The sequence below is a fragment of the Stenotrophomonas sp. A3_2 genome, from assembly GCF_036624925.1.
GTDB lineage: Bacteria > Pseudomonadota > Gammaproteobacteria > Xanthomonadales > Xanthomonadaceae > Stenotrophomonas > Stenotrophomonas hibiscicola.
Genome location: NZ_JAZKVY010000194.1, coordinates 1 through 18,919 on the forward strand (window position 1 = coordinate 1; position 18,919 = coordinate 18,919).

The 18,919-nt window shown below is 65.2% G+C and carries 15 protein-coding genes; 11 read left to right on the forward strand and 4 right to left on the reverse strand.

What is annotated here, in order from left to right:
* Positions 1-599: 599 nt before the first annotated feature.
* From R5H29_RS05655 to fdnG, 3 genes are read right to left on the reverse strand one after another with little or no spacing between them, the layout of a single operon-like run.
* On the reverse strand, positions 600-1,247 hold the full coding sequence (locus R5H29_RS05655; protein ID WP_005410882.1) for a formate dehydrogenase subunit gamma: 648 nt from the start codon (positions 1,245-1,247) through the stop codon (positions 600-602).
* Positions 1,244-2,161 (reverse strand): formate dehydrogenase subunit beta, encoded by a 918-nt coding sequence (gene fdxH, locus R5H29_RS05660; RefSeq protein WP_332328895.1) that lies wholly within the window; start codon positions 2,159-2,161, stop codon positions 1,244-1,246. The genes R5H29_RS05655 and fdxH overlap by 4 nt, the downstream gene beginning before the upstream one ends.
* Before the next feature lie 10 nt (positions 2,162-2,171).
* Positions 2,172-5,240: a formate dehydrogenase-N subunit alpha gene (gene fdnG, locus R5H29_RS05665; RefSeq protein ID WP_332328896.1), complete on the reverse strand. Its 3,069-nt coding sequence runs from the start codon at positions 5,238-5,240 to the stop codon at positions 2,172-2,174.
* Positions 5,241-5,531: 291 nt separating this feature from the next.
* On the opposite strand from fdnG, the gene gmk reads away from it, so the two are divergent.
* The 5 genes from gmk to recG all read left to right on the forward strand — a co-directional run bounded on the left by gmk (position 5,532) and on the right by recG (position 11,579).
* Entirely contained in the window at positions 5,532-6,197 is a 666-nt protein-coding gene (gene gmk / locus R5H29_RS05670) for a guanylate kinase (protein ID WP_019661981.1), read from the forward strand.
* A gap of 110 nt (positions 6,198-6,307) precedes the next feature.
* Positions 6,308-6,607: a DNA-directed RNA polymerase subunit omega gene (gene rpoZ / locus R5H29_RS05675; RefSeq protein WP_005410877.1), complete on the forward strand. Its 300-nt coding sequence runs from the start codon at positions 6,308-6,310 to the stop codon at positions 6,605-6,607.
* A gap of 105 nt (positions 6,608-6,712) precedes the next feature.
* Positions 6,713-8,875 carry a bifunctional (p)ppGpp synthetase/guanosine-3',5'-bis(diphosphate) 3'-pyrophosphohydrolase gene (locus R5H29_RS05680; protein WP_019661980.1) on the forward strand — a complete coding sequence of 721 codons (2,163 nt, stop codon included), beginning with the start codon at positions 6,713-6,715 and terminating at the stop codon, positions 8,873-8,875.
* Between the two features lie 198 nt (positions 8,876-9,073).
* On the forward strand, positions 9,074-9,460 hold the full coding sequence (locus tag R5H29_RS05685; protein ID WP_005410875.1) for a RidA family protein: 387 nt from the start codon (positions 9,074-9,076) through the stop codon (positions 9,458-9,460).
* Between the two features lie 7 nt (positions 9,461-9,467).
* Positions 9,468-11,579, forward strand: a complete 2,112-nt coding sequence (gene recG / locus R5H29_RS05690) for an ATP-dependent DNA helicase RecG (protein ID WP_099559967.1) — start codon at positions 9,468-9,470, stop codon at positions 11,577-11,579.
* Between the two features lie 53 nt (positions 11,580-11,632).
* Here recG and R5H29_RS05695 read toward each other — a convergent pair whose 3' ends face one another.
* Entirely contained in the window at positions 11,633-12,865 is a 1,233-nt protein-coding gene (locus tag R5H29_RS05695) for a Fic family protein (protein ID WP_227844873.1), read from the reverse strand.
* A 227-nt stretch (positions 12,866-13,092) separates the two neighbouring features.
* Between R5H29_RS05695 and R5H29_RS05700 the strand changes: the two genes are divergently transcribed.
* The 6 genes from R5H29_RS05700 (at position 13,093) to R5H29_RS05725 (ending at position 18,916) form a co-directional block, all read left to right on the forward strand.
* On the forward strand, positions 13,093-14,031 hold the full coding sequence (locus R5H29_RS05700) for a nucleoside hydrolase (RefSeq protein ID WP_021203710.1): 939 nt from the start codon (positions 13,093-13,095) through the stop codon (positions 14,029-14,031).
* A gap of 88 nt (positions 14,032-14,119) precedes the next feature.
* A complete protein-coding gene (locus tag R5H29_RS05705; protein WP_005410871.1) occupies positions 14,120-14,362 on the forward strand; it encodes a type B 50S ribosomal protein L31 in 243 nt (80 codons plus the stop codon).
* A gap of 296 nt (positions 14,363-14,658) precedes the next feature.
* The gene (locus R5H29_RS05710) at positions 14,659-15,936 is read left to right on the forward strand and encodes a citrate synthase (protein ID WP_049453347.1); all 1,278 of its coding nucleotides are present in this window, start codon (positions 14,659-14,661) and stop codon (positions 15,934-15,936) included.
* A gap of 292 nt (positions 15,937-16,228) precedes the next feature.
* Positions 16,229-17,296, forward strand: a complete 1,068-nt coding sequence (locus tag R5H29_RS05715) for a hypothetical protein (RefSeq protein ID WP_134731826.1) — start codon at positions 16,229-16,231, stop codon at positions 17,294-17,296.
* A gap of 350 nt (positions 17,297-17,646) precedes the next feature.
* A complete protein-coding gene (locus tag R5H29_RS05720; RefSeq protein ID WP_332328897.1) occupies positions 17,647-18,009 on the forward strand; it encodes a NirD/YgiW/YdeI family stress tolerance protein in 363 nt (120 codons plus the stop codon).
* Between the two features lie 397 nt (positions 18,010-18,406).
* Positions 18,407-18,916 carry a CS1 type fimbrial major subunit gene (locus R5H29_RS05725; protein WP_332328898.1) on the forward strand — a complete coding sequence of 170 codons (510 nt, stop codon included), beginning with the start codon at positions 18,407-18,409 and terminating at the stop codon, positions 18,914-18,916.
* Positions 18,917-18,919 lie beyond the last annotated feature (3 nt).

Below are 18,919 nucleotides of genomic sequence, written 5' to 3' on the forward strand. Positions count from 1 at the left end.
GGATGGGTGGAATTGCGGGGGACGCCGTGAATCCATCCCTGGAGGATTAGCCGCGCCATCCATGGCGCGGATACCCCGCCAACCCCACCCGCCCGGCCCCAGACAGATTCCGGTTGCCGATCCACCACGGGAAATCACAAGCAAGAGCAAAAGCGGGTCGCTTCGCTCGCAAAGCCGCGGCCGCCAGCCAACCGCCGTTGCTGTTGCCTTCGCTTCTGCCTTTTCTCTTGATCTTCCCGTGGTGTGCGACGGTGACAGGAAACTGTCAAAGGCCGGGTGGGTAGGCGGGGCGGTGGTGTCCGCGGCATGGGCCCGAGGCAAGCCTCGGGCGGGTTGGGCACGATGCCCAACCCCGGTCTTGCCGTGTGCGCAGGACTGCGCACACGTGCAAGCGGCGACCGAGCTTACATGGGTGAGGGCGCTTTGCTTGCGAAGCACTGCTTCGCAAGCGCCCGAACGCACAGCCGCCAGCGGCTGGGCCGGGCCCCGGAGGGGTACTTGCAGCGTCCCCCGCAACCGGATCCACCCCGCCATCCCACGGATAGCCGCTGTTGCTGTTGCCTTGGCTTGAAGCGGGTGCAGGGCCGCAGGCCCTGCCGCTACCCCTCTTCCCGACGTCCGCGCAGGATGTCCCGGAACCACTGCCGGTGGTGCTTGTACGCCCACCCATAGGTCACCTTGCCCTGGGTCATCGCCCGCACCGAGCCCTTGATCCAGATCGCTGCATAGATGTGCACCACGATGGCGCAGACCAGCACCCAGCCGAACAGCGCATGGGCAAGTACCGAGAAGCGGATCACCCCGATCGGGAAGAAGTGGCTGAAGTACTGCCGCCAGATCACGAAGCCGGTCAGCAGCAGCGCCGACAGGCAGCCGATGATGGCCCAGAACAGCAGTTTCTGGCCCGCATTGAAACGGCCCACCGGCGGCAGCTTCTCATCCTCGTTGCGCAGTACATCGCGCATGCCGCGCATCCATGCGCGATCGTCGGCGGTCGGCAGATTGTCGCGCCACATGCGGAACGCCAGCAAGGCAAAGCCCACCACCATGGCCAGCCCGATGAACGGATGCAGGATGCGCGTCCAGGGGCCGCCACCGAACAGCTGGGTCAACGGGAACAGAGCAGGGTGGAACAACGCCAACCCGGACAGCGCGGTCAGCACGAAGCAGATCGCCACGATCCAGTGATTGATGCGGGTCGGCGCACGGTAGCGGATGATCTGGCGCGGGTGCGGGGCGTACTTCATGGCCGCTGCTCCTCTTCGATCTGCTTCGCCTCGTGTTCGGCTTCCTCTTCTTCCTCGTCATTGACCGTGTTGCGGCCGATGCCGATGTAATGCAGGAAGCCGGCGAAGGCGGTGACGGCGATCGCCAGCACGCCCAGCGGCTTGGCCACGCCCTTCCAGACCTCCACCATCGGGCTGATGCGTGGGTCCTTGGGCAGATCGGCGTACAGCTCGGGCTTGTCCACATGCTGCAGCACGTACATCACGTGGGTGCCGCCGACGCCCTGCGGATCGTACAGGCCAGCATTCTCGTAGCCGCGCGATTTCAGGTCTTCCACGCGTCCGGCCGCGTGCTCGGTCATCGCCTGCTTGCTGCCGAAGGTGATCGCGCCGGTCGGGCAGGTCTTCACGCAGGCCGGTTCCTGGCCCACCGCCACCCGGTCCGAACACAGCGTGCATTTGTAGGCCTTGTGGTCCTTCTTGGAAATGCGCGGCACGTCGAACGGGCAACCGGTCACGCAGTAACCGCAGCCGATGCAGTTTTCTTCCTGGAAGTCGACGATGCCGTTGGCGTACTGGATGATGGCACCGGGCGACGGGCAGGCCTTCAGGCAGCCCGGATCGCTGCAGTGCATGCAGCCTTCCTTGCGGATCAGCCACTCCAGCTTGCCCTTCTCGTCCTCGTACTCGCGGAATTTCATCACCGTCCACGACTGTTCGCTCAGGTCGGGCGGGTTGTCGTAGCTGCCAACGCAGCTGCCCACTTCGTCGCGCAGATCGTTCCACTCCATGCAGGCGACCTGGCAGGCCTTGCAGCCGATGCACTTGCTCACATCGATCAGCTTGGCGACCTGGCCGGTATGCGCACCGCGCGCTTCCGGCGAGGGCGTGGTGGTGGCCGAGCGGCGGATGATGTCCAGCGATTGCAGTGACATGGCGTGTCTCCTACACCTTCTCGACCTTGACCAGGATGCACTTCGATTCGGGCGTCTGCGAGTTGCCGTCACCGATGGCGTTGGTCAGCGTATTGGCGATGTAGCCGGGTTTGGCCGCACCGAGGAAGCCCCAGTGGATCGGCACGCCCACCTGGTGCACGGTCCGGCCATCGATCTGCAGGGCCTTGATGCGCTTGGTCACCATGGCGACCGCTTCGATGTGGCCGCGCTTGGAACTGACCCGCACGCGGCTGCCGTTGTTGATGCCCAGCTCGTCGGCCAACGCCGCGCCGATCTCGACGAACTGCTCGGGCTGGATGATGGCGTTCAACTTGCCGTGCTTGGTCCAGAAGTGGAAATGCTCGGTCAGGCGGTAGGTGGTGGCCACATGCGGGAACTCGTCCGGCGAACCGATCTGTGCGCGATCGCTGGCAAATACGCGGGCGGCCGGGTTGTTCAGCGTCAGTGCCTGGCCGGGGCTGAGCGGGTTGCTGCGCAGCGGTGTATCGAACGGTTCGTAGTGCTCCGGGAACGGGCCTTCGGCCATGCCGGCCTTGGCGAAGAAGCGCGCGATGCCCTCCGGGTTCATGATGAACGGGCCCATTCCGCCGGCGGGATCTTCGTCTGCCTTGAAGTCGGGCACGTCCACGCTGCCCCAGTTTTTCCCGTTCCACGCCAGCAGCGTGCGCCGTGGATCAAATGGCTTTCCGGCGACGTCGCACGAGGCGCGGTTGTACATCACGCGACGATTGGCCGGCCACGCCCAGGCCCAGCCCAGCGTGTTGCCGATGCCGGTGGGGTCGCTGTTGTCACGCCGCGCCATCATGTTGCCGGTCGGGCCCCAGGCACCGATGTAGATCCAGCAGCCGCAGGCGGTGCTGCCGTCGTCGCGCAGGTCGCCGAATGCGGCCAGCTGCTCGCCGGCCTTGCGCACCAGCCTGGTCGGGTCCTTCGGATCGAACACGTCGGCCAGCGCCTTGCCGTTGTATTCCATCGCCAGTTCTTCGGGCGTGGGTACCTCAGGGTTGGCGTAGTTCCAGGCCAGGTCGCGCACCGGCTCCCACCACGCACCGCCGTCCTTCTCGTACAACGCTTTGATGCGATGGAACAGCTCGGACATGATCTCGATGTCGCTGCGCGCTTCGCCTGGCGGATTGGCCCCCTTCCAGTGCCATTGCAGCCAGCGCGAGGAATTCACCACCGCGCCGTTCTCCTCGGCAAAGGAGGTGGTCGGTAGGCGGAATACTTCGGTCTGGATCGTGCTCGGGTCGACGTCGTTCAGTGCGCCGTGGTTCTGCCAGAAGGCGATGGTCTCGGTTTCCAGCGGATCCATGCTGACCATGAACTTCAGCTTGGAGAACGCGCTGATCAGCTTGCCCTTGTTCGGCGCCGAGGCCAGGGGGTTGAAGCCCTGGCAGATGTAGCCATGGATCTTGCCCTCGTTCATCAGCTCGTACGCCTGCAGCATGTCGTACGGCTTGTCCAGCTTGGGCAGGTGATCAAAGCACCAGTTGTTGTCGGCGGTGGCAGCGTCGCCCCACCACGATTTCATCAGGCTGACGTGGAACTTCGGGTAGTTCTGCCAGAACGACATCTGGTTGGCGCGCAGCGGCTTCTGCGTGCGCTTGGCGATGTAGGCGTCGTAGTCCTGTTCGTCCTGTTTCGGCAGGGTCAGGTAGCCGGGCAGCAGGTCGGACATCAGGCCGATGTCGGTCAGGCCCTGGATGTTGGAATGCCCGCGCAGCGCGTTCATGCCACCACCGGCCACGCCGATGTTGCCCAGCAGCAGCTGCACCATGGTGCCGGCACGCACGTTCTGTGCGCCGATCGAGTGCTGCGTCCAGCCCAGCGCGTACAGGATGGTCATCGCCTTGTCCTTGACGGCGGTGGACGCGATCATGTCCCAGATCTGGCGGATGCTGTCGGCCGGAGTGCCGCAGATGCGCTCGACCATCTCCACCGTGTAGCGCGCATAGTGCTGCTTGAGCAGGTTGTAGACGCAGCGCGGGTCCTTCAGCGTCGGGTCGCTGCGCACGAAGCCATCGTCACCGTAGGCGTAGTCCCAGCTGGAGCGGTCGTAGCTGCGCTTCTCTTCGTTGTAGCCCGAATACAGGCCGTCCTTGAAGGCGAACTCGTCCTTCACCAGGAACGACATGTCGGTGTAGTTCAGCACGTACTCGTGCTGGATGCGGTCCTCGGTCAACAGGTAGTTGATCAGGCCCCCCAGGAACACGATATCGGTACCGGTGCGGATCGGCGCGTACACGTCGGCCACCGCGGCCGAGCGGTTGAAGCGCGGATCGACCACGATCAGCCGGGCCTTGTTGTGCGCCTTGGCCTCGGTCACCCATTTGAACCCGCACGGGTGCGCCTCGGCGGCATTGCCACCCATGATCAGGATCAGGTCGGCATTCTTGATGTCGACCCAGTGATTCGTCATCGCACCACGGCCTAGCGTCGGGGCAAGACCTGCCACCGTCGGGCCGTGTCAGACACGTGCCTGGTTGTCGAATGCCAGCATGCCGAGGGAGCGGACGACCTTGTGGGTCAGCACCGCGGTTTCATTGCTGGTGGCCGAGGCCGCCAGCATGCCGGTGGTCAGCCAGCGGTTGACCGTCTGCCCGGCCTCGTTCTTCTGCACGAAGTTGGCGTCGCGGTCTTCCTTCATCAGCCGCGCGATGCGGTCCAGCGCATCGTCCCAGCTCAGCCGCTTCCACTCGTTCGAGCCCGGTGCCCGGTACTCGGGGTAGAGCAGGCGCGACTTGCTGTGGATGATGTCGGCCAGGCCGGCACCCTTCGGGCACAGCGTGCCGCGGTTGACCGGATGGTCCGGGTCGCCTTCGATATGGAAGATGCTCGGCTCGGCGTTCTTGGCGCCATCGCCGAGGCTGTACATCAGGATGCCGCAGGCCACCGAACAGTAGGTACAGGTGTTGCGGGTCTCGGTCGCGCGGGTCAGCTTGTACTGCCTGACCTCCGCGAGCGCGATGCCGGGCGCGAAGCCCATCAATGCCAGGCTGGAGCCGACCAGGGTTGTCCCGGTCACTTTCAGGAACTGGCGGCGGCTCATCGATGGCATGCCGTTCTCCTGGGATGGCGGGGAGGCGCAGGCCTCCGGGCTGTCGTTGGGTACGGCCCGGTTATAGCACAGGCACCCGCATACCCATGTGGCACAAGGCCCGGCGCCTGCCGGGCAGGCGCGCAAACGGGCGCCTCTGGTAAAGTTGCGTGCCCGCACCCCGGGGAAGCGTCTGCCGGGCCTGGTTCCAGGATGTTCCGCGCAGCCCCCGCCGTCCTGGCGCGATCCGCCGCGCCGGACCTGGAACACCGAGGAAAAAAGTTTGCGAAATCAAACCGTTGGATCCCCCGCATGAGCGCCCCGTCGAAGCCGTCGGACACCGTTGCGCGCGGCACGCTGTACATCGTGGCCGCCCCGTCTGGCGCCGGCAAGAGCAGCATCGTCAATGCCACCCTGGCGCGTGACCCGCAGATCGCCCTGTCGATTTCCTTCACCTCGCGCGCAATGCGCCCCGGTGAAGTGAATGGCCAGCACTACCACTTCGTCAGTGCCGAGAAGTTCGAGCAGATGATCGCCGCCGGCGACTTCTTCGAGCACGCCTGGGTGCACGGCGACTGGAAGGGCACGGCCCGGCAGTCGGTGGAGCCGCAGCTGGCCGCCGGCCAGGACGTGCTGCTGGAGATCGACTGGCAGGGCGCGCAGCAGGTGCGCCAACTGGTGCCGGGCACGGTCACCGTGTTCATCCTGCCGCCGTCCAAGCAGGCCCTGCAGGACCGCATGCGCAAGCGCGGCCAGGACAGCGAAGCCGTCATCGCCCAGCGCCTGGGCGCGGCCCGGGACGAGATGCTGCACTTCAACGAGTTCGACTACGTCATCGTCAACGAGGTGTTCGACACTGCCGTGGACGAGCTGTGCGCCATCTTCACCGCCAGCCGCCTGCGACGGGAGGCCCAGAAGGTCCGCCACGCCAGCCTGATCCAGGCGTTGCTGACCCCCGATCCGGGTGCAACTGACTGATTCCAAAAGAATCGGGTGGGGGTTGGCTTGATTTTGTCCAGCTCCTGCCAGTACACTCCGTCCCCTTTCCCTCATTCGACTGAGCGGCCGACCGGTCGCCGGGAGCCCGTATGGCCCGCATCACCGTAGAAGATTGCCTGGAAGTCGTTAACAACCGTTTCGAACTGGTCATGATGGCATCCAAGCGTGCCCGCCAGCTCGCCAACGGCGTGCAGGCCACGCTGGACAACAGCGAGACCGAAGACAAGCCGACCGTGCTGGCGCTGCGCGAAATCGCCGCCCGCAAGATCGACAACGCGCTGATCGACGAAGTCGAGAAGGCCGAGCGTGAGCGCGCCGAGCGCGAAGCGCTGGAGTGGGCTGCCGCCGAAGTAGTCGCCGACGAAGACATGTCCAAGAACGACGATTGATCGCATCGATCAACGTCGTTGCTGGATCGCCGAACAGCCCGCCCCGTGCGGGCTGTTTCGCATTCAGGATTTGCCGTAAACGTCGCGCTGGAATAGGCTTCGGGCATGAACCCAGGCCCCACTGCCAAGGTCGCCGCAGCCCCCGCTGCCGCCGTACCCGACTACGTCCTCCAGCTTGAACGCGCCGCCCATTACCTGCCGCCGGAACAGCTGCCGCTGCTGCGCCGCGCCTGGGAAGTCGGAGCCGCCGCGCACGCCGGGCAGACGCGCAAGTCGGGCGAGCCCTATATCACCCATCCGGTGGCCGTGGCCCAGGTGCTGGCCGAGCTTGGCCTGGACGTGGAAGCGTTGATCGCGGCGATCCTGCACGACACCATCGAAGACACACCGCTGACCCGTGAGGCGCTGGCCGCCGAGTTCGGCGAAGCCGTGGCCGAGCTGGTCGACGGCGTGACCAAGCTGGACAAGCTGAAGTTCCGCGACCGCCAGGAAGCGGCCGCCGAGAGCTTCCGCAAGATGCTGCTGGCGATGTCGCGCGACCTGCGCGTGATCATGATCAAGCTGGCCGACCGCCTGCACAACATGCGCACGCTGGGCGCGCAGAGCCGCGAAGCGCGCGGCCGCATCGCCCGCGAGACGCTGGAGATCTACGCGCCCATCGCCCAGCGCCTGGGCATGAGCCTGGTCAAGAGCGAACTGCAGAATCTTGGCTTCAAGGCGCTGTACCCGTGGCGCCACGCGATCCTGGAAAAGCACATCCGCAGCCAGCCGGTGGTACGCCGTGAAGCGCTGGCACAGGTGGAAGTGCAGCTGTCGCAGCGGCTGGCGAAGGAAGGTATCGAGCATCGCCTGGTCAGCCGCATCAAGACCCCGTGGAGCATCTACAACAAGATGCGCGACGAGAACAAAACCTTCGACCAGGTGATGGACGTGTTCGGCTTCCGCCTGGTGGTGCGCAGCGTGCCCAGCTGCTACCACGCGCTGGGTTCGGTGCACGCCACCTTCAAGCCGCTGGATGGCCGCTTCCGCGATTTCATCGCCATTCCCAAGGCCAATGGTTACCAGTCGCTGCACACGGTGTTGTTCGGGCCGTATGGCTCGCCGATCGAAGTGCAGATCCGTACCGAGGAAATGGACCTGATCGCCGAACGCGGCGTGGCCGCGCACTGGACCTACAAGTTCGGCGGCGATTCACCCAACAGTGCGCAGAGCCGTGCGCACGCCTGGATCGTCGAACTGATCGATTCGCAGCGTGCTGCCGGTTCCTCGCTGGAGTTCCTCGACAACGTCAAGGTCGACCTGTTCCCGGACGAGGTCTACCTGTTCACCCCGAAGGGCAAGATCCTGGCGCTGCCGCGCAACTCCACCGCGCTCGATTTCGCCTACGCCGTGCATACCGACGTCGGCAACATGGCGGTGGCCTCGCGCGTGGACAAGAAACTGGTGCCACTGCGCACCAAGCTGGTGTCGGGCCAGTCGGTGGAGATCATCACCGCACGCTCGGCCACGCCGAAACCGCAGTGGCTGGAATTCGTGGTCACCAGCAAGGCGCGCACCGCCATCCGCCACCAGCTCAAGCAGCTGGAGCACGAAGATGCCGTGCAGCTCGGCCACCGCATGCTCGACCGTGCGCTGGAGGCGATGGATTCGTCGCTGGAACGGTTGCCGAAGGGGCGCCTGGATGCGTTCCTGGCCGAGCATCGTTTCCCACGCCTGGAGGCGCTGCTGGCCGAGGTCGCACTGGGCAACTGGATGCCGACCCAGGCCGCGCAGGCGCTGATGGCCTACGCCGAACTGCGTGGCGGCCCGCATTCGCGCCACCACTCGCAGGAAAAGATCCTGATCAACGGCAGCGAGCGTGGCGTGGTCACCTTCGCCGGCTGCTGCCAGCCGATTCCCGGCGACGAGATCATGGGCTACCACACCGCCGGCAAGGGCATCGTGGTTCACCGCATGGACTGCCCGAACCTGGCCGAGCTGCGCAAGTCGCCCGAGCGCTGGGTGCCGATCGGCTGGGACACCACCGTTTCCGGCGACTACGACACTTCGCTGGTGGTGGAAGTAGAGAACGGCACCGGTGTGCTGGCGCAGCTGGCTGCTGCCATCGCGCAGAGCCATTCCAACATCGAGCGCGTGGACTACCTGGACCGCGACTTCAACGCCGCCGTGCTGGCGTTCAACATCCAGGTACGCGACCGCAACCATCTGGCCGAAGTGATGCGCCGCCTGCGCCGTCTGTCGGTCGTGCAGTCGGTACGCCGGCAATAACCCGCGCCGGCCCCGATCCGTAGAGCCGAGCCCATGCTCGGCTGCTCTTGCCTGAAGCAGCCGAGCATGGGCTCGGCTCTACAGAGAGCGCACGGGGTCAGAGCCGTTTCCCGCCAGGAAACGGATCCGACCCCAGCCGACATCGCCCCCACCCGGTACAATCACCGCTCTGTTTTCCCCCAAGCACCGGAGCGACCCATGTCCCGCCAGATCATCAACACCGAAAAGGCCCCCGCCGCCATCGGCCCGTACTCGCAGGCCGTGCGCGCCGGCAACACCGTGTACTTCTCCGGCCAGATCCCGCTCGACCCGGCCACCGGCGACATCGTCGGCGCCGGTGACGTCGAAGCACAGGCCCGCCGCGCCTTCGACAACCTCAAGGCCGTGGCCGAAGCCGCCGGCGGCTCGCTGGACAAGGTCGTGCGCCTGGGCCTGTACCTGACCGACCTGGGCGAGTTCGCCAAGGTCAACGCGGTCATGCAGGACTACTTCCAGGCCCCGTACCCGGCCCGTTCCACCATCGAAGTCTCCGGCCTGCCGAAGGGCGCCAACTTCGAGGTCGACGCGGTGATGGTCATCGACTGACCGCCACGTGGCACGCAAGGCGGCGGTCACCCCGGTCCTGTCACCGTCCGGCGAAGCATCCCTGGCGATGCTCGCGGGCGTCGGTCCGGCCGTGGCCGCCAAACTGCAGGCGCGTGGCCTGGCCACCCTGCAGGATCTCTGGCTTCATCTGCCACTGCGCTATGAAGACCGTACCCGGCTGACCCGCATTGAGGACCTGCGCAACGGCGTGCCGGCGCAGGTGGAAGGGCGGGTGGTCGCGGTGGAGCGCGGCATGCGCTACCGGCCGATGCTGAAAGTAGCGGTGGAAGACGAAGGGCAGGGCACCCTGGTGCTGCGCTTCTTCCATTTCCGCCAGCAGCAGGTCGGCCAGTTCGCGGTCGGCAACCGGCTGCGCTGCTTCGGCACGCCCAAGCCGGGCCACCTCGGCCTGGAAATCGTCCATCCCAGCTACCAGGTGCTGGGCCGCAACGACGATCCCGAACTCGGCGACCGCCTCGACCCGGTGTATCCCACCGTCGAAGGCGTGGGCCCGATGACGATGCGCAAGCTGATCGGCCAGGCGCTGGACCGCCTGCCGGAGGAAAGCACGCTGGAACTGCTGCCCAGCGGCTGGCTCGATGGCCTCGGCCTGCCGTCGCTGCGCAGCGCGCTGCTGACCGTGCACCGGCCGCCGCCCGATGCCGACCTGGCCGCGCTGGCCGCCGGCACCCACCCGGCGCAGCGCCGCCTGGCAATGGAAGAGCTGCTGGCCCACCACCTCAGCCTGCGTCGCCAGCGTATCGCGCTGCAGGCGCACCATGCACCGCCGCTGGCCGGCCCCGGCAAGCTGGCCAAGGCGCTGCTGAAGCAGCTGCCGTTCGCGCTCACCGGCGCGCAGGCGCGCGTGTTCAAGCAGATCCGTGAAGACCTCGCGCGGCCCAGCCCGATGCTGCGGCTGGTGCAGGGCGACGTCGGTTCCGGCAAGACCGTGGTCGCCGCGCTGGCGGCGATGCTGGCGGTGGAGCAGGGCAAGCAGGTTGCATTGGCTGCGCCCACCGAGTTGCTGGCCGAACAGCATCTCAACAACCTTCGCGGCTGGCTGGAACCGCTCGGCGTGCGCATCGCCTGGCTGGCCGGCAAGGTCACCGGCAAGGCGCGCGCCAAGGTGATGGAGCAGGTCGCCAGCGGCGAAGCGCAGGTGGTGGTCGGCACCCACGCACTGATGCAGGAGGCCGTGGTGTTCCAGGATCTGGCACTGGCCATCGTCGACGAGCAGCATCGCTTCGGCGTGCATCAGCGACTGGCGCTGCGTGACAAGGGCGCGGGAGGCAACAGCGTGCCGCACCAGCTGGTGATGACCGCAACACCGATTCCGCGCACGCTGGCGATGTCCGAATACGCGGACCTGGATGTCTCGGCCATCGACGAACTGCCACCGGGCCGCACGCCGGTGCAGACCGTCGCACTGAACAATGACCGTCGCCCGGAGCTGATCGAGCGCATTGCGCTGGCCTGCCAGGAAGGGCGGCAGGTGTATTGGGTGTGCACGCTCATCGAGGAAAGCGAAGAGCTGGATGCAACCCCCGCGCAGGCCACTTACGAATCACTGCAGGCACTGCTGCCCGGCGTACGCGTCGGGCTGGTGCATGGCCGCCTGAAAGCCGCCGAAAAGCTGGCGACGATGGTGGCGTTCAAGGCCGGCGACATCGACCTGCTGGTGGCGACCACGGTGATTGAAGTGGGCGTGGATGTGCCCAATGCATCGTTGATGGTGATCGAGAATGCCGAGCGCTTGGGCCTGGCCCAGCTGCACCAGCTGCGCGGCCGCGTCGGCCGTGGTTCGGCGGTGTCGCGCTGCGTGCTGCTGTATCAGGCGCCGCTTTCGCAGATGGCGCGCGAGCGCCTGCAGACCATGCGCGAAACCAACGATGGTTTCGTCATCGCCGAAAAAGATCTGGAGCTGCGTGGCCCCGGCGAACTGCTGGGTACGCGGCAGACCGGCCTGGCCGGCTTCCGCATCGCGGATCTGGCCCGCGACGCCGGCCTGCTGCCCGGCGTGCACGACCTGGCCGAGCGCTTGCTGGACCAGCAACCCGCGCTGGCCGACCGCGTGGTGCAGCGCTGGATCGGCACCGCCGTGCGTTACGCCTCGGCGTGATGTCGCGTTGGTGGGGGTGGACCTTGGTCCACACATCCACGCATGGCGTGGATCTACAACACCAAGCGTTCCGACAGGCCTGGAAGCACCAGATATTCTGACGCTTTGCCGACGCGCTCTTTGCTGACAAGCCCAGATGCCACCAGTCCATTCAGATCCTTCAATGCGGTCGGATAGGTGATGGTGTGTGCCGCCTGGTGGCTGGCGACGGTGTAGGTCCGATCAGGATCTTTCAGCGCGTTGGCCAGCAACGCGCGCTGACGGTGATTGAGCTGCATGCCGCCAAGCCGGGCGGTTCGCAACATGCGTCGCGCTGCCTGATCCTCTGCATGCTTCCTGGCGATGTAGGCGTGCAGTCCCTGGATCGATTGCTCAATGGCCTCCAGCTGTTGCGCAACGAAGTAGCCAAGATCCCGGTTGTCACTTTCGGTGTACAGGTAGGCCCGCATGTACTTGCCTGGGGACTTCTTCAGCACGCTGGAAATGGAGAAGTACTCGGTCATCCAGTACCCGGCATTCATCATTGCCCAGTAGAACAGTGCGCGCGCAGTACGGCCATTTCCATCCACGAAAGGGTGGTCATAGCCAATCTGGAAATGTAGTGCGATGGCTTTGGCGACTGGATGCACAAACGGTGTGCTTTCTTCATTGATGAACGTGCACAGCCGCTCAATCCGTGCAGGCACTTCCTCGGCCGGAGGAGGGGTGTGCAGAAGCGTAGGCGGTGAGCCGCGGTCGAAGATCGCAACGTTGTCTTCGGCGGTTCTGAAACGCCCGCTGTCGGTTGGCAGCTCCAGCGTTCCGTCGGTGAGGATGCTGTGCAGTTCCAGAATCTCGCCGGGAGTGATCGGGCGTATGCCGCGCTCGCGGATCACGTTCATTGCCACGTAGTTGTTGTAGATCATGCGCTCGGACTGGTCGCGCGGCGCGCGGCCCGTGCTCAACATTTCCTTTGCCACGGCCCGCGTGGTTGAGGCGCCCTCCAACTGCGATGAGGTCATCGCTTCCTCGATCAGCGACCGGATCATGAACCGTCCTTGGCCGCTGGCAGCATCCACACCCTTCACCGAGCCTGCGGCCTCCCGGTCAATGTAGTGCAGGTGCCGCTGCATTGAATCGGTAAGTGCGAGCTTGAAGGGTTGCTGCGTCTTGTCCAGCAACAGCGGTAGCGGCTTCAGCAATGCTGCGCGCGTCCACGTGATACCCAGCCACCACTGCTCCGCGTTCAGGCCTGCCGGTGGCGCTCTGTGGCGCACCTTGTCCCAGTGCTCATAGGCGCCGTTCATGGCGGCTTTCTATAAAATATTTATCACTTTTTATAGCAAATGAATGTTGAGCGCTCCAAGCGTGCCCAATCAAAATTCGTTCATGTTCGTGAGCGAGTCGGGCGGGGCCGTTAGTGGCGAGCAAAGGATCCGACGCTCTCCCCGGCACCTTTGCCGTTGGGGTAGTGCGGTATTGCAACGGTCATCAACCCGGTCCACACTTCGTTGCCGATCTGAAGACGGCAACGATGACCCACAAGATCCCGCTGTTGATCGACACCGACCCCGGTGTGGACGACGCCCTGGCCCTGCTGATGGCCTTCGCCGATGAACGGCACGACGTGGTCGCCCTGACCATCGCCGCCGGCAATGTCGGCCTCGAGTACACCGTTCGCAACGCCCTCAAGCTCTGCGACATCGTCGGCCGCGCCGACGTGCCGGTGTTTGCCGGCAGCCCGGATCCGCTGCTGCATCCCTCCGTCGACGCTGCCCACGTGCATGGCCGTGACGGCTACGGCGACGTGGACCTGCCGCCGCCCAGCCGCCAGGCCGAAGCCGAGCACGCCGCACTGGCCATCCTGCGCCTGTCGCACGAGCACGCCGGCGAGCTGATGCTGGTGATGCTGGGCCCGCTGACCAACCTTGCCCTGGCACTGAAGCTGGACCCGACCCTGCCCGAGCGCATCAAGCGCATCGTGGTGATGGGCGGCGCGGTCACCTGCCACGGCAACATCACCCCGGCGGCCGAATTCAACATTGCGTTCGACCCGGAAGCGGCGCACGTGGTGTTCACCTCGTTCAAGCACCTGCTGGTGTCGGACTGGGAGGCCACCGTCGCCCATGGCCTGCCGCTGCAGGACGCCGAGAAGTGGCTGCAGGCCGATTCCGATCGCGCCCGCTTCTACGAACTGATCTCGCGCAAGACCCGTGGCCTGTCCGAAGACAGCAAGGGCGGGCGCTGGTACACCGCCGATGCGGTGGCCATGGCCTGGGCGCTGAACCCCGAAGGCCAGCTGCGGGTCGAGTCGCGCCCGCTGAATGTGGAGCTGAACGGCACGTTCAGCCGCGGCGCCACCATCGTCGATTGGAACCGCCAGACCGGCCAGCCGGACAACTGCGATCTGCTGATGGCCTACGACCAGCAGCGTTTCGAGGCCCTGGTGCGCCAGGCCCTGGGCGCGGACTGACGTCCGTGGCCCGGCACCGGTTGCCCCGGGCGGCAACCGGTGCTTATAATGCCGCTCTTGACCACCAGCCCATTTACGGTGTGAGCCCATGAAGGCCGATATCCATCCGAACTACCGCGACGTCGTCTTCCATGACGTCACCTCCGATTTCAAGATCCTGACCCGCTCCACCATGGCGACGAAGGAAACCATCCAGTGGGAAGACGGCAACGAATACCCGCTGGTCAAGGTTGAAATTTCCTCGGCTTCGCACCCGTTCTACACGGGCAAGCACAAGGTCATCGACACCTCGGGCCGTATCGACAAGTTCCAGAAGCGCTACGCGCGCTGATCTGTCGATCCAGCTTCGAACCAACGGCCGCGCTCTGCGCGGCCGTTTGTTTTTCCCCAACGCCAACCCAACGGGCGTTTGGATGGACGGAACACTGCGTTCGTGTGACAACGCTTTTGCCGATCCGGGCCGCTCAACGGCCGGCGTCTGGCTGCCTGTCGTATACGACTTCTGTCTAGCGCCGGGCAAATGCTGCTGTGCGATAATGACCTGATCCCCGGCACAGGCCGAGGACGTCATTCACGTGCCTGACCAATGCGCTTGGGCAGGCGCCTTCCCATGAAGGAGCGCACACAGTGTCCGATCTTGATCAGGTCACGCTCAACGCCGGCGACAAGTCGGTCGTTCTGCCCGTCATCAAACCCACCCTTGGCAACGACTGCGTCGACATCGCGAAGCTGACCAAGGAAACGGGGTATTTCACCTACGATTCTGGCTTCACCGCGACGGCCAGCTGCAAGTCCGCCATCACCTACATCGACGGCGACAAGGGCGTGCTGCTGTACCGCGGCTACCCGATCGAACAGCTGTCGGAAAAGTCGAGCTACGTCGAAGTGGCCTACCTGCTGATCAACGGCGAGCGCCCGAGCGCCGAGCAGCTGAAGGCCTTCACCGATGAGCTGACCGCCGAAGCCAACGTCGATGAGTCGATCAACACCCTGATCGGCAGCTTCGCCAAGGATGCCCACCCGATGGCCATCCTGGCCGCTGCGATCGCGCAGCTGTCGGCCATCTACCACGACTCGCTGGACCTGTCCGACGCCGAACAGCGCCGCCAGGCCGCCGTGCGCCTGATCGCCAAGGTGCCGACCCTGTCGGCGCTGATCTACCGCCACGGCAAGGGCCTGCCGGCCAACAAGCCGGACACCTCGCTGGACTACGTCAGCCGTTTCCTGAAGCAGACCTTCGAGTCGGCTGACGGCCAGTACGATCTGAACCCGGACGTGGTCAAGGCGCTGGACCTGCTGTTCATCCTGCACGCCGACCACGAGCAGAACGCCTCGACCTCGACCGTGCGCCTGGTCGGTTCGACCGGTGCCAACCCGTACGCGTCGGTCGCCGCGGGCGTCACCGCGCTGTGGGGTCCGGCCCACGGCGGTGCCAACGAAGCCGTGCTGAAGATGCTGGAAGAGATCGGCACTGCCGACAACGTCGAGTCCGCCGTGGTCAAGGCCAAGGACAAGACCTCAGGCTTCCGCCTGATGGGCTTCGGCCACCGCGTCTACAAGAACTTCGACCCGCGCGCCAAGGTCATCGGCGAGATGACCAGCAAGGTGCTCAAGCAGCTGGGCGTGCAGGATCCGCTGCTGGACGTGGCCGTGAAGCTGGAGCAGGCCGCGCTGCAGGACGAGTACTTCGTCGCCCGCAAGCTGTACCCGAACGTCGATTTCTACAGCGGCATCATCTACAAGGCGCTGCAGATCCCGACCGAGATGTTCACCGTCATGTTCGCCCTGGGCCGTACCTCCGGCTGGGTGTCGCATTGGCTGGAACAGCAGGTCGACCCGGAAATGAAGATCGGCCGTCCGCGCCAGGTCTACACCGGCAGCGACGTGCGCGACTACCAGGGCTGATCGCCCGCGTAGGTTGTGCCGAGAACGCCCCGCATCCGCGGGGCGTTTTTTTTTGCGCGGACCTGGTAGGTGCGGACCGTTGGTCCGCACGATTTCGGCGCCGGCGAAAAATCATCCACGCCTGGCGTGGATCTACCACCGCATCCGCCTTCGGTAGGTGCCAACCTTGGTTGGCACGCGCTTCACCGCGCCAAGACCGCGTGATTCAAGGGTCTCACCAGCTTCACAAGCGCTCGCGCAGCCTCAGGACGCCAGCTGCATCCTTAGCACCTGAAATGGAGCGTCCATCCCGATGAGTACCCGATTCGACCCACCCGAGCGCGGCCCGCTTGGTCCCGACGTCGCCACTGTCGTCACCGCCCCGATCATCACCCCTCCCAGTGAAAGCGCCGTGTCCTGGGGCGCGATCTTCGCCGGTGCCGCCGCTGCCGCCGCACTCTCCCTCATCCTGCTCATCCTCGGTGTCGGCCTTGGCCTCTCCTCGGTGTCGCCGTGGTCGTTCGAAGGCGTCAGCAAGGAAACCTTCGGCTGGTCCAGCATCGCCTGGCTCACCTTCACCGCACTCGCCGCCTCGGGCCTGGGTGGCTACCTCGCCGGCCGCCTGCGCACCAAGTGGACGCAGATCCATGGCGATGAAACCTACTTCCGCGATACCGCGCACGGCTTCGTGTCGTGGGCGGTGGCCACGCTGCTGACTGCGGGCCTGCTGACCTCGGCCATCGGTGGCGTGCTGGGCGCCGGTGCAAAGGTGGCGGGCGCCACCGCAGGCGCTGCCGCATCCACGGCCGGTGTTGCCGCTGCGGGCGCCGGCAGCGCTGCCGCTGCGGCTCCGGAAGGCGACCTCAACTACTGGGTCGATTCGCTGTTCCGCAGCACCACCAGCGCAGGGCCTTCTGCTCCTGCAGCGCCGCCGCCGGGTGCACCGATGGATCCGAATGCCCCCCCGCCGCCGCCGGCCGCAAGCGTCGGCCCACGCGACGCGCGCATGGGCCCGCCGCCGCGCCCGATGCCGGGCAACGGCCCGATGGGCGACCGCCGTGAAGTCCGCGCCGAAGTGAACCGCATCATCGTCAACAGCCTGCAGGGCGATGGCCTGGATCCGGCCGACACCCAGTACCTGTCGCAGCTGATCGCGCGCGAGACCGGCATGAGCCCGGCCGAAGCGCAGGCCCGTGTGACCGATGTGCAGACGCGCATGCGTGCCGCGCTGGAGAAGGCAAAGACCACCGCCAAGCAGGCGGCCGACGATGCTCGCAAGGCCGCAGCGTACGCCGCGCTGTGGCTGTTCATCACTCTGCTGATCGGCGCGTTCTTCGCCAGCCTCAGCGCCACCTGGGGCGGCCGTCGCCGCGACCTGTAACCCGCATTCCATGCAAGGAGACCTGCCATGAAAATGATTCTGCTCTGGCTGTTGGGCGTGCCGATTCCGCTGTTGATCCTGTACGCGATCTTCTTCTGATCGCGTGCCAACACGATGTCTCATCAGGCCGCCGAAAGGCGGCCTGATATCTGTAGAGTCGAGCCATGCTCGACTCCCGCGCGCAGCGCGGACAGCAGCCGCGCCCGGGCGCGGTTCCACAGGGACTCGCTTCAGGATCTGAATGCATTCTGACAATGGATGTCGCGTTCACATCTTTTCGGATCTATTGCATGGGCATCACATGGAGGGCGATAGAACCTGAGGGTACTCATCCCTCCACGGAGAACACCATGAACCGACTGTTTGCCATCGCCCTCATCGCCACGCCGCTTGCCCTGCTGAGCCCGCAGGCCTTTGCGCAGTACACCGGACCAGGCGCGGGAACGGCTGCCAGCACCGTCGCCGACGCACGCGCGCAGCGCGATGACCATCCGGTGGTGCTGCGTGGCTCCCTCATCTCCAAGATCGGGGACGAACGCTACCAGTTCCGTGATGCCAGCGGCCAGATCGAAGTCGAGATCGATGACGAAGACCTGCCGCCGCAGGCCATTGGCGCCGACACCGTGGTCGAGCTGCGTGGCAAGGTCGACACGCATCGATTCAAGCCGACCGACATCGATGTCGATCACGTCACCGTGGTGCCCGCAGGTTGAAGCGAACGGCAGCCGCGCATGGGCCCGGCGCCACAGTAGATCCACGCCATGCGTGGATGACGTCAAACGACCGGAAAAGCTGTCTATAGAGTCGAGCCATGCTCGACTCGCACGTATGGTGCGAACAGCCGTCGAGCACGGCTCGACTCTACAAATGCGAAGCAATGAGGTTTATTGCATTCAAGCAGTGAGGGGAATTGCATAGCCCTCAAACATTGAACACCTTCAAGAATTCTCCTTAACGTTCCACGTTTTAGGAATGCTTGAATAGTCTGCATGGCAATGGATTCCTAACATTCTCTCCGTCGCCCGCACCCACCTCTGCGGGTGGCGCCTCCCTCCCTTTCTCCTTAGGGGAGGGAGGCTTTCATATTCCCCTGTCCGAGAGAGACAACCCATGCACGCCATCATCAAGAAGGCCGCGCTCGCTGCAGCGCTGGCCACTGTTTCGCTGTCTGCGCACGCGCTGGAAACCAAGATCTCCGTCTATGCCGACGTCGACCCGACCCTGGCACTGCTGCGTGATGACGGCACCCCGCTGCCGGACCTGGTCACGCTGACCCACGATCCGCTGCGCGGCCTGATTCCGGACACGCAGCGTGTGCGCATTCACTCCAATGATGACACCGCGGATATCGAGGCACGCATCGACGGTGCGTTTGCCCTCGCAAATGAGACCGGCAGCGTCACCGTGCCGATGACCATCAGCCTCAACAATCGCGCACTGGGTGCCGCCGCCATCGAGTACAAGGCAGTCGACCTGTTCACCGGTGCCGGCTCGACCCCGGGCGCCTCGATCTCGATGCCGTTGACCATTGCCCAGACCACCCCGGCCCCGATCACCACCAAGGGGCGCTACAGCGGCATCGTCAACGTCGTGCTGAACCAGAAGGCCGCCACGCCGTAATCC

Bases quoted from the DNA above. Each gene is read 5' to 3' on its own strand.
- R5H29_RS05655 (WP_005410882.1), bottom strand. From the start codon at position 1,247: ATGAAGTACGCCCCGCACCCGCGCCAGATCATCCGCTACCGTGCGCCG.
- fdxH (WP_332328895.1), bottom strand. From the start codon at position 2,161: ATGTCACTGCAATCGCTGGACATCATCCGCCGCTCGGCCACCACCACG.
- gmk (WP_019661981.1), top strand. From the start codon at position 5,532: ATGAGCGCCCCGTCGAAGCCGTCGGACACCGTTGCGCGCGGCACGCTG.
- rpoZ (WP_005410877.1), top strand. From the start codon at position 6,308: ATGGCCCGCATCACCGTAGAAGATTGCCTGGAAGTCGTTAACAACCGT.
- R5H29_RS05680 (WP_019661980.1), top strand. From the start codon at position 6,713: ATGAACCCAGGCCCCACTGCCAAGGTCGCCGCAGCCCCCGCTGCCGCC.
- R5H29_RS05685 (WP_005410875.1), top strand. From the start codon at position 9,074: ATGTCCCGCCAGATCATCAACACCGAAAAGGCCCCCGCCGCCATCGGC.
- R5H29_RS05695 (WP_227844873.1), bottom strand. From the start codon at position 12,865: ATGAACGGCGCCTATGAGCACTGGGACAAGGTGCGCCACAGAGCGCCA.
- R5H29_RS05700 (WP_021203710.1), top strand. From the start codon at position 13,093: ATGACCCACAAGATCCCGCTGTTGATCGACACCGACCCCGGTGTGGAC.
- R5H29_RS05705 (WP_005410871.1), top strand. From the start codon at position 14,120: ATGAAGGCCGATATCCATCCGAACTACCGCGACGTCGTCTTCCATGAC.
- R5H29_RS05715 (WP_134731826.1), top strand. From the start codon at position 16,229: ATGAGTACCCGATTCGACCCACCCGAGCGCGGCCCGCTTGGTCCCGAC.
- R5H29_RS05720 (WP_332328897.1), top strand. From the start codon at position 17,647: ATGAACCGACTGTTTGCCATCGCCCTCATCGCCACGCCGCTTGCCCTG.
- R5H29_RS05725 (WP_332328898.1), top strand. From the start codon at position 18,407: ATGCACGCCATCATCAAGAAGGCCGCGCTCGCTGCAGCGCTGGCCACT.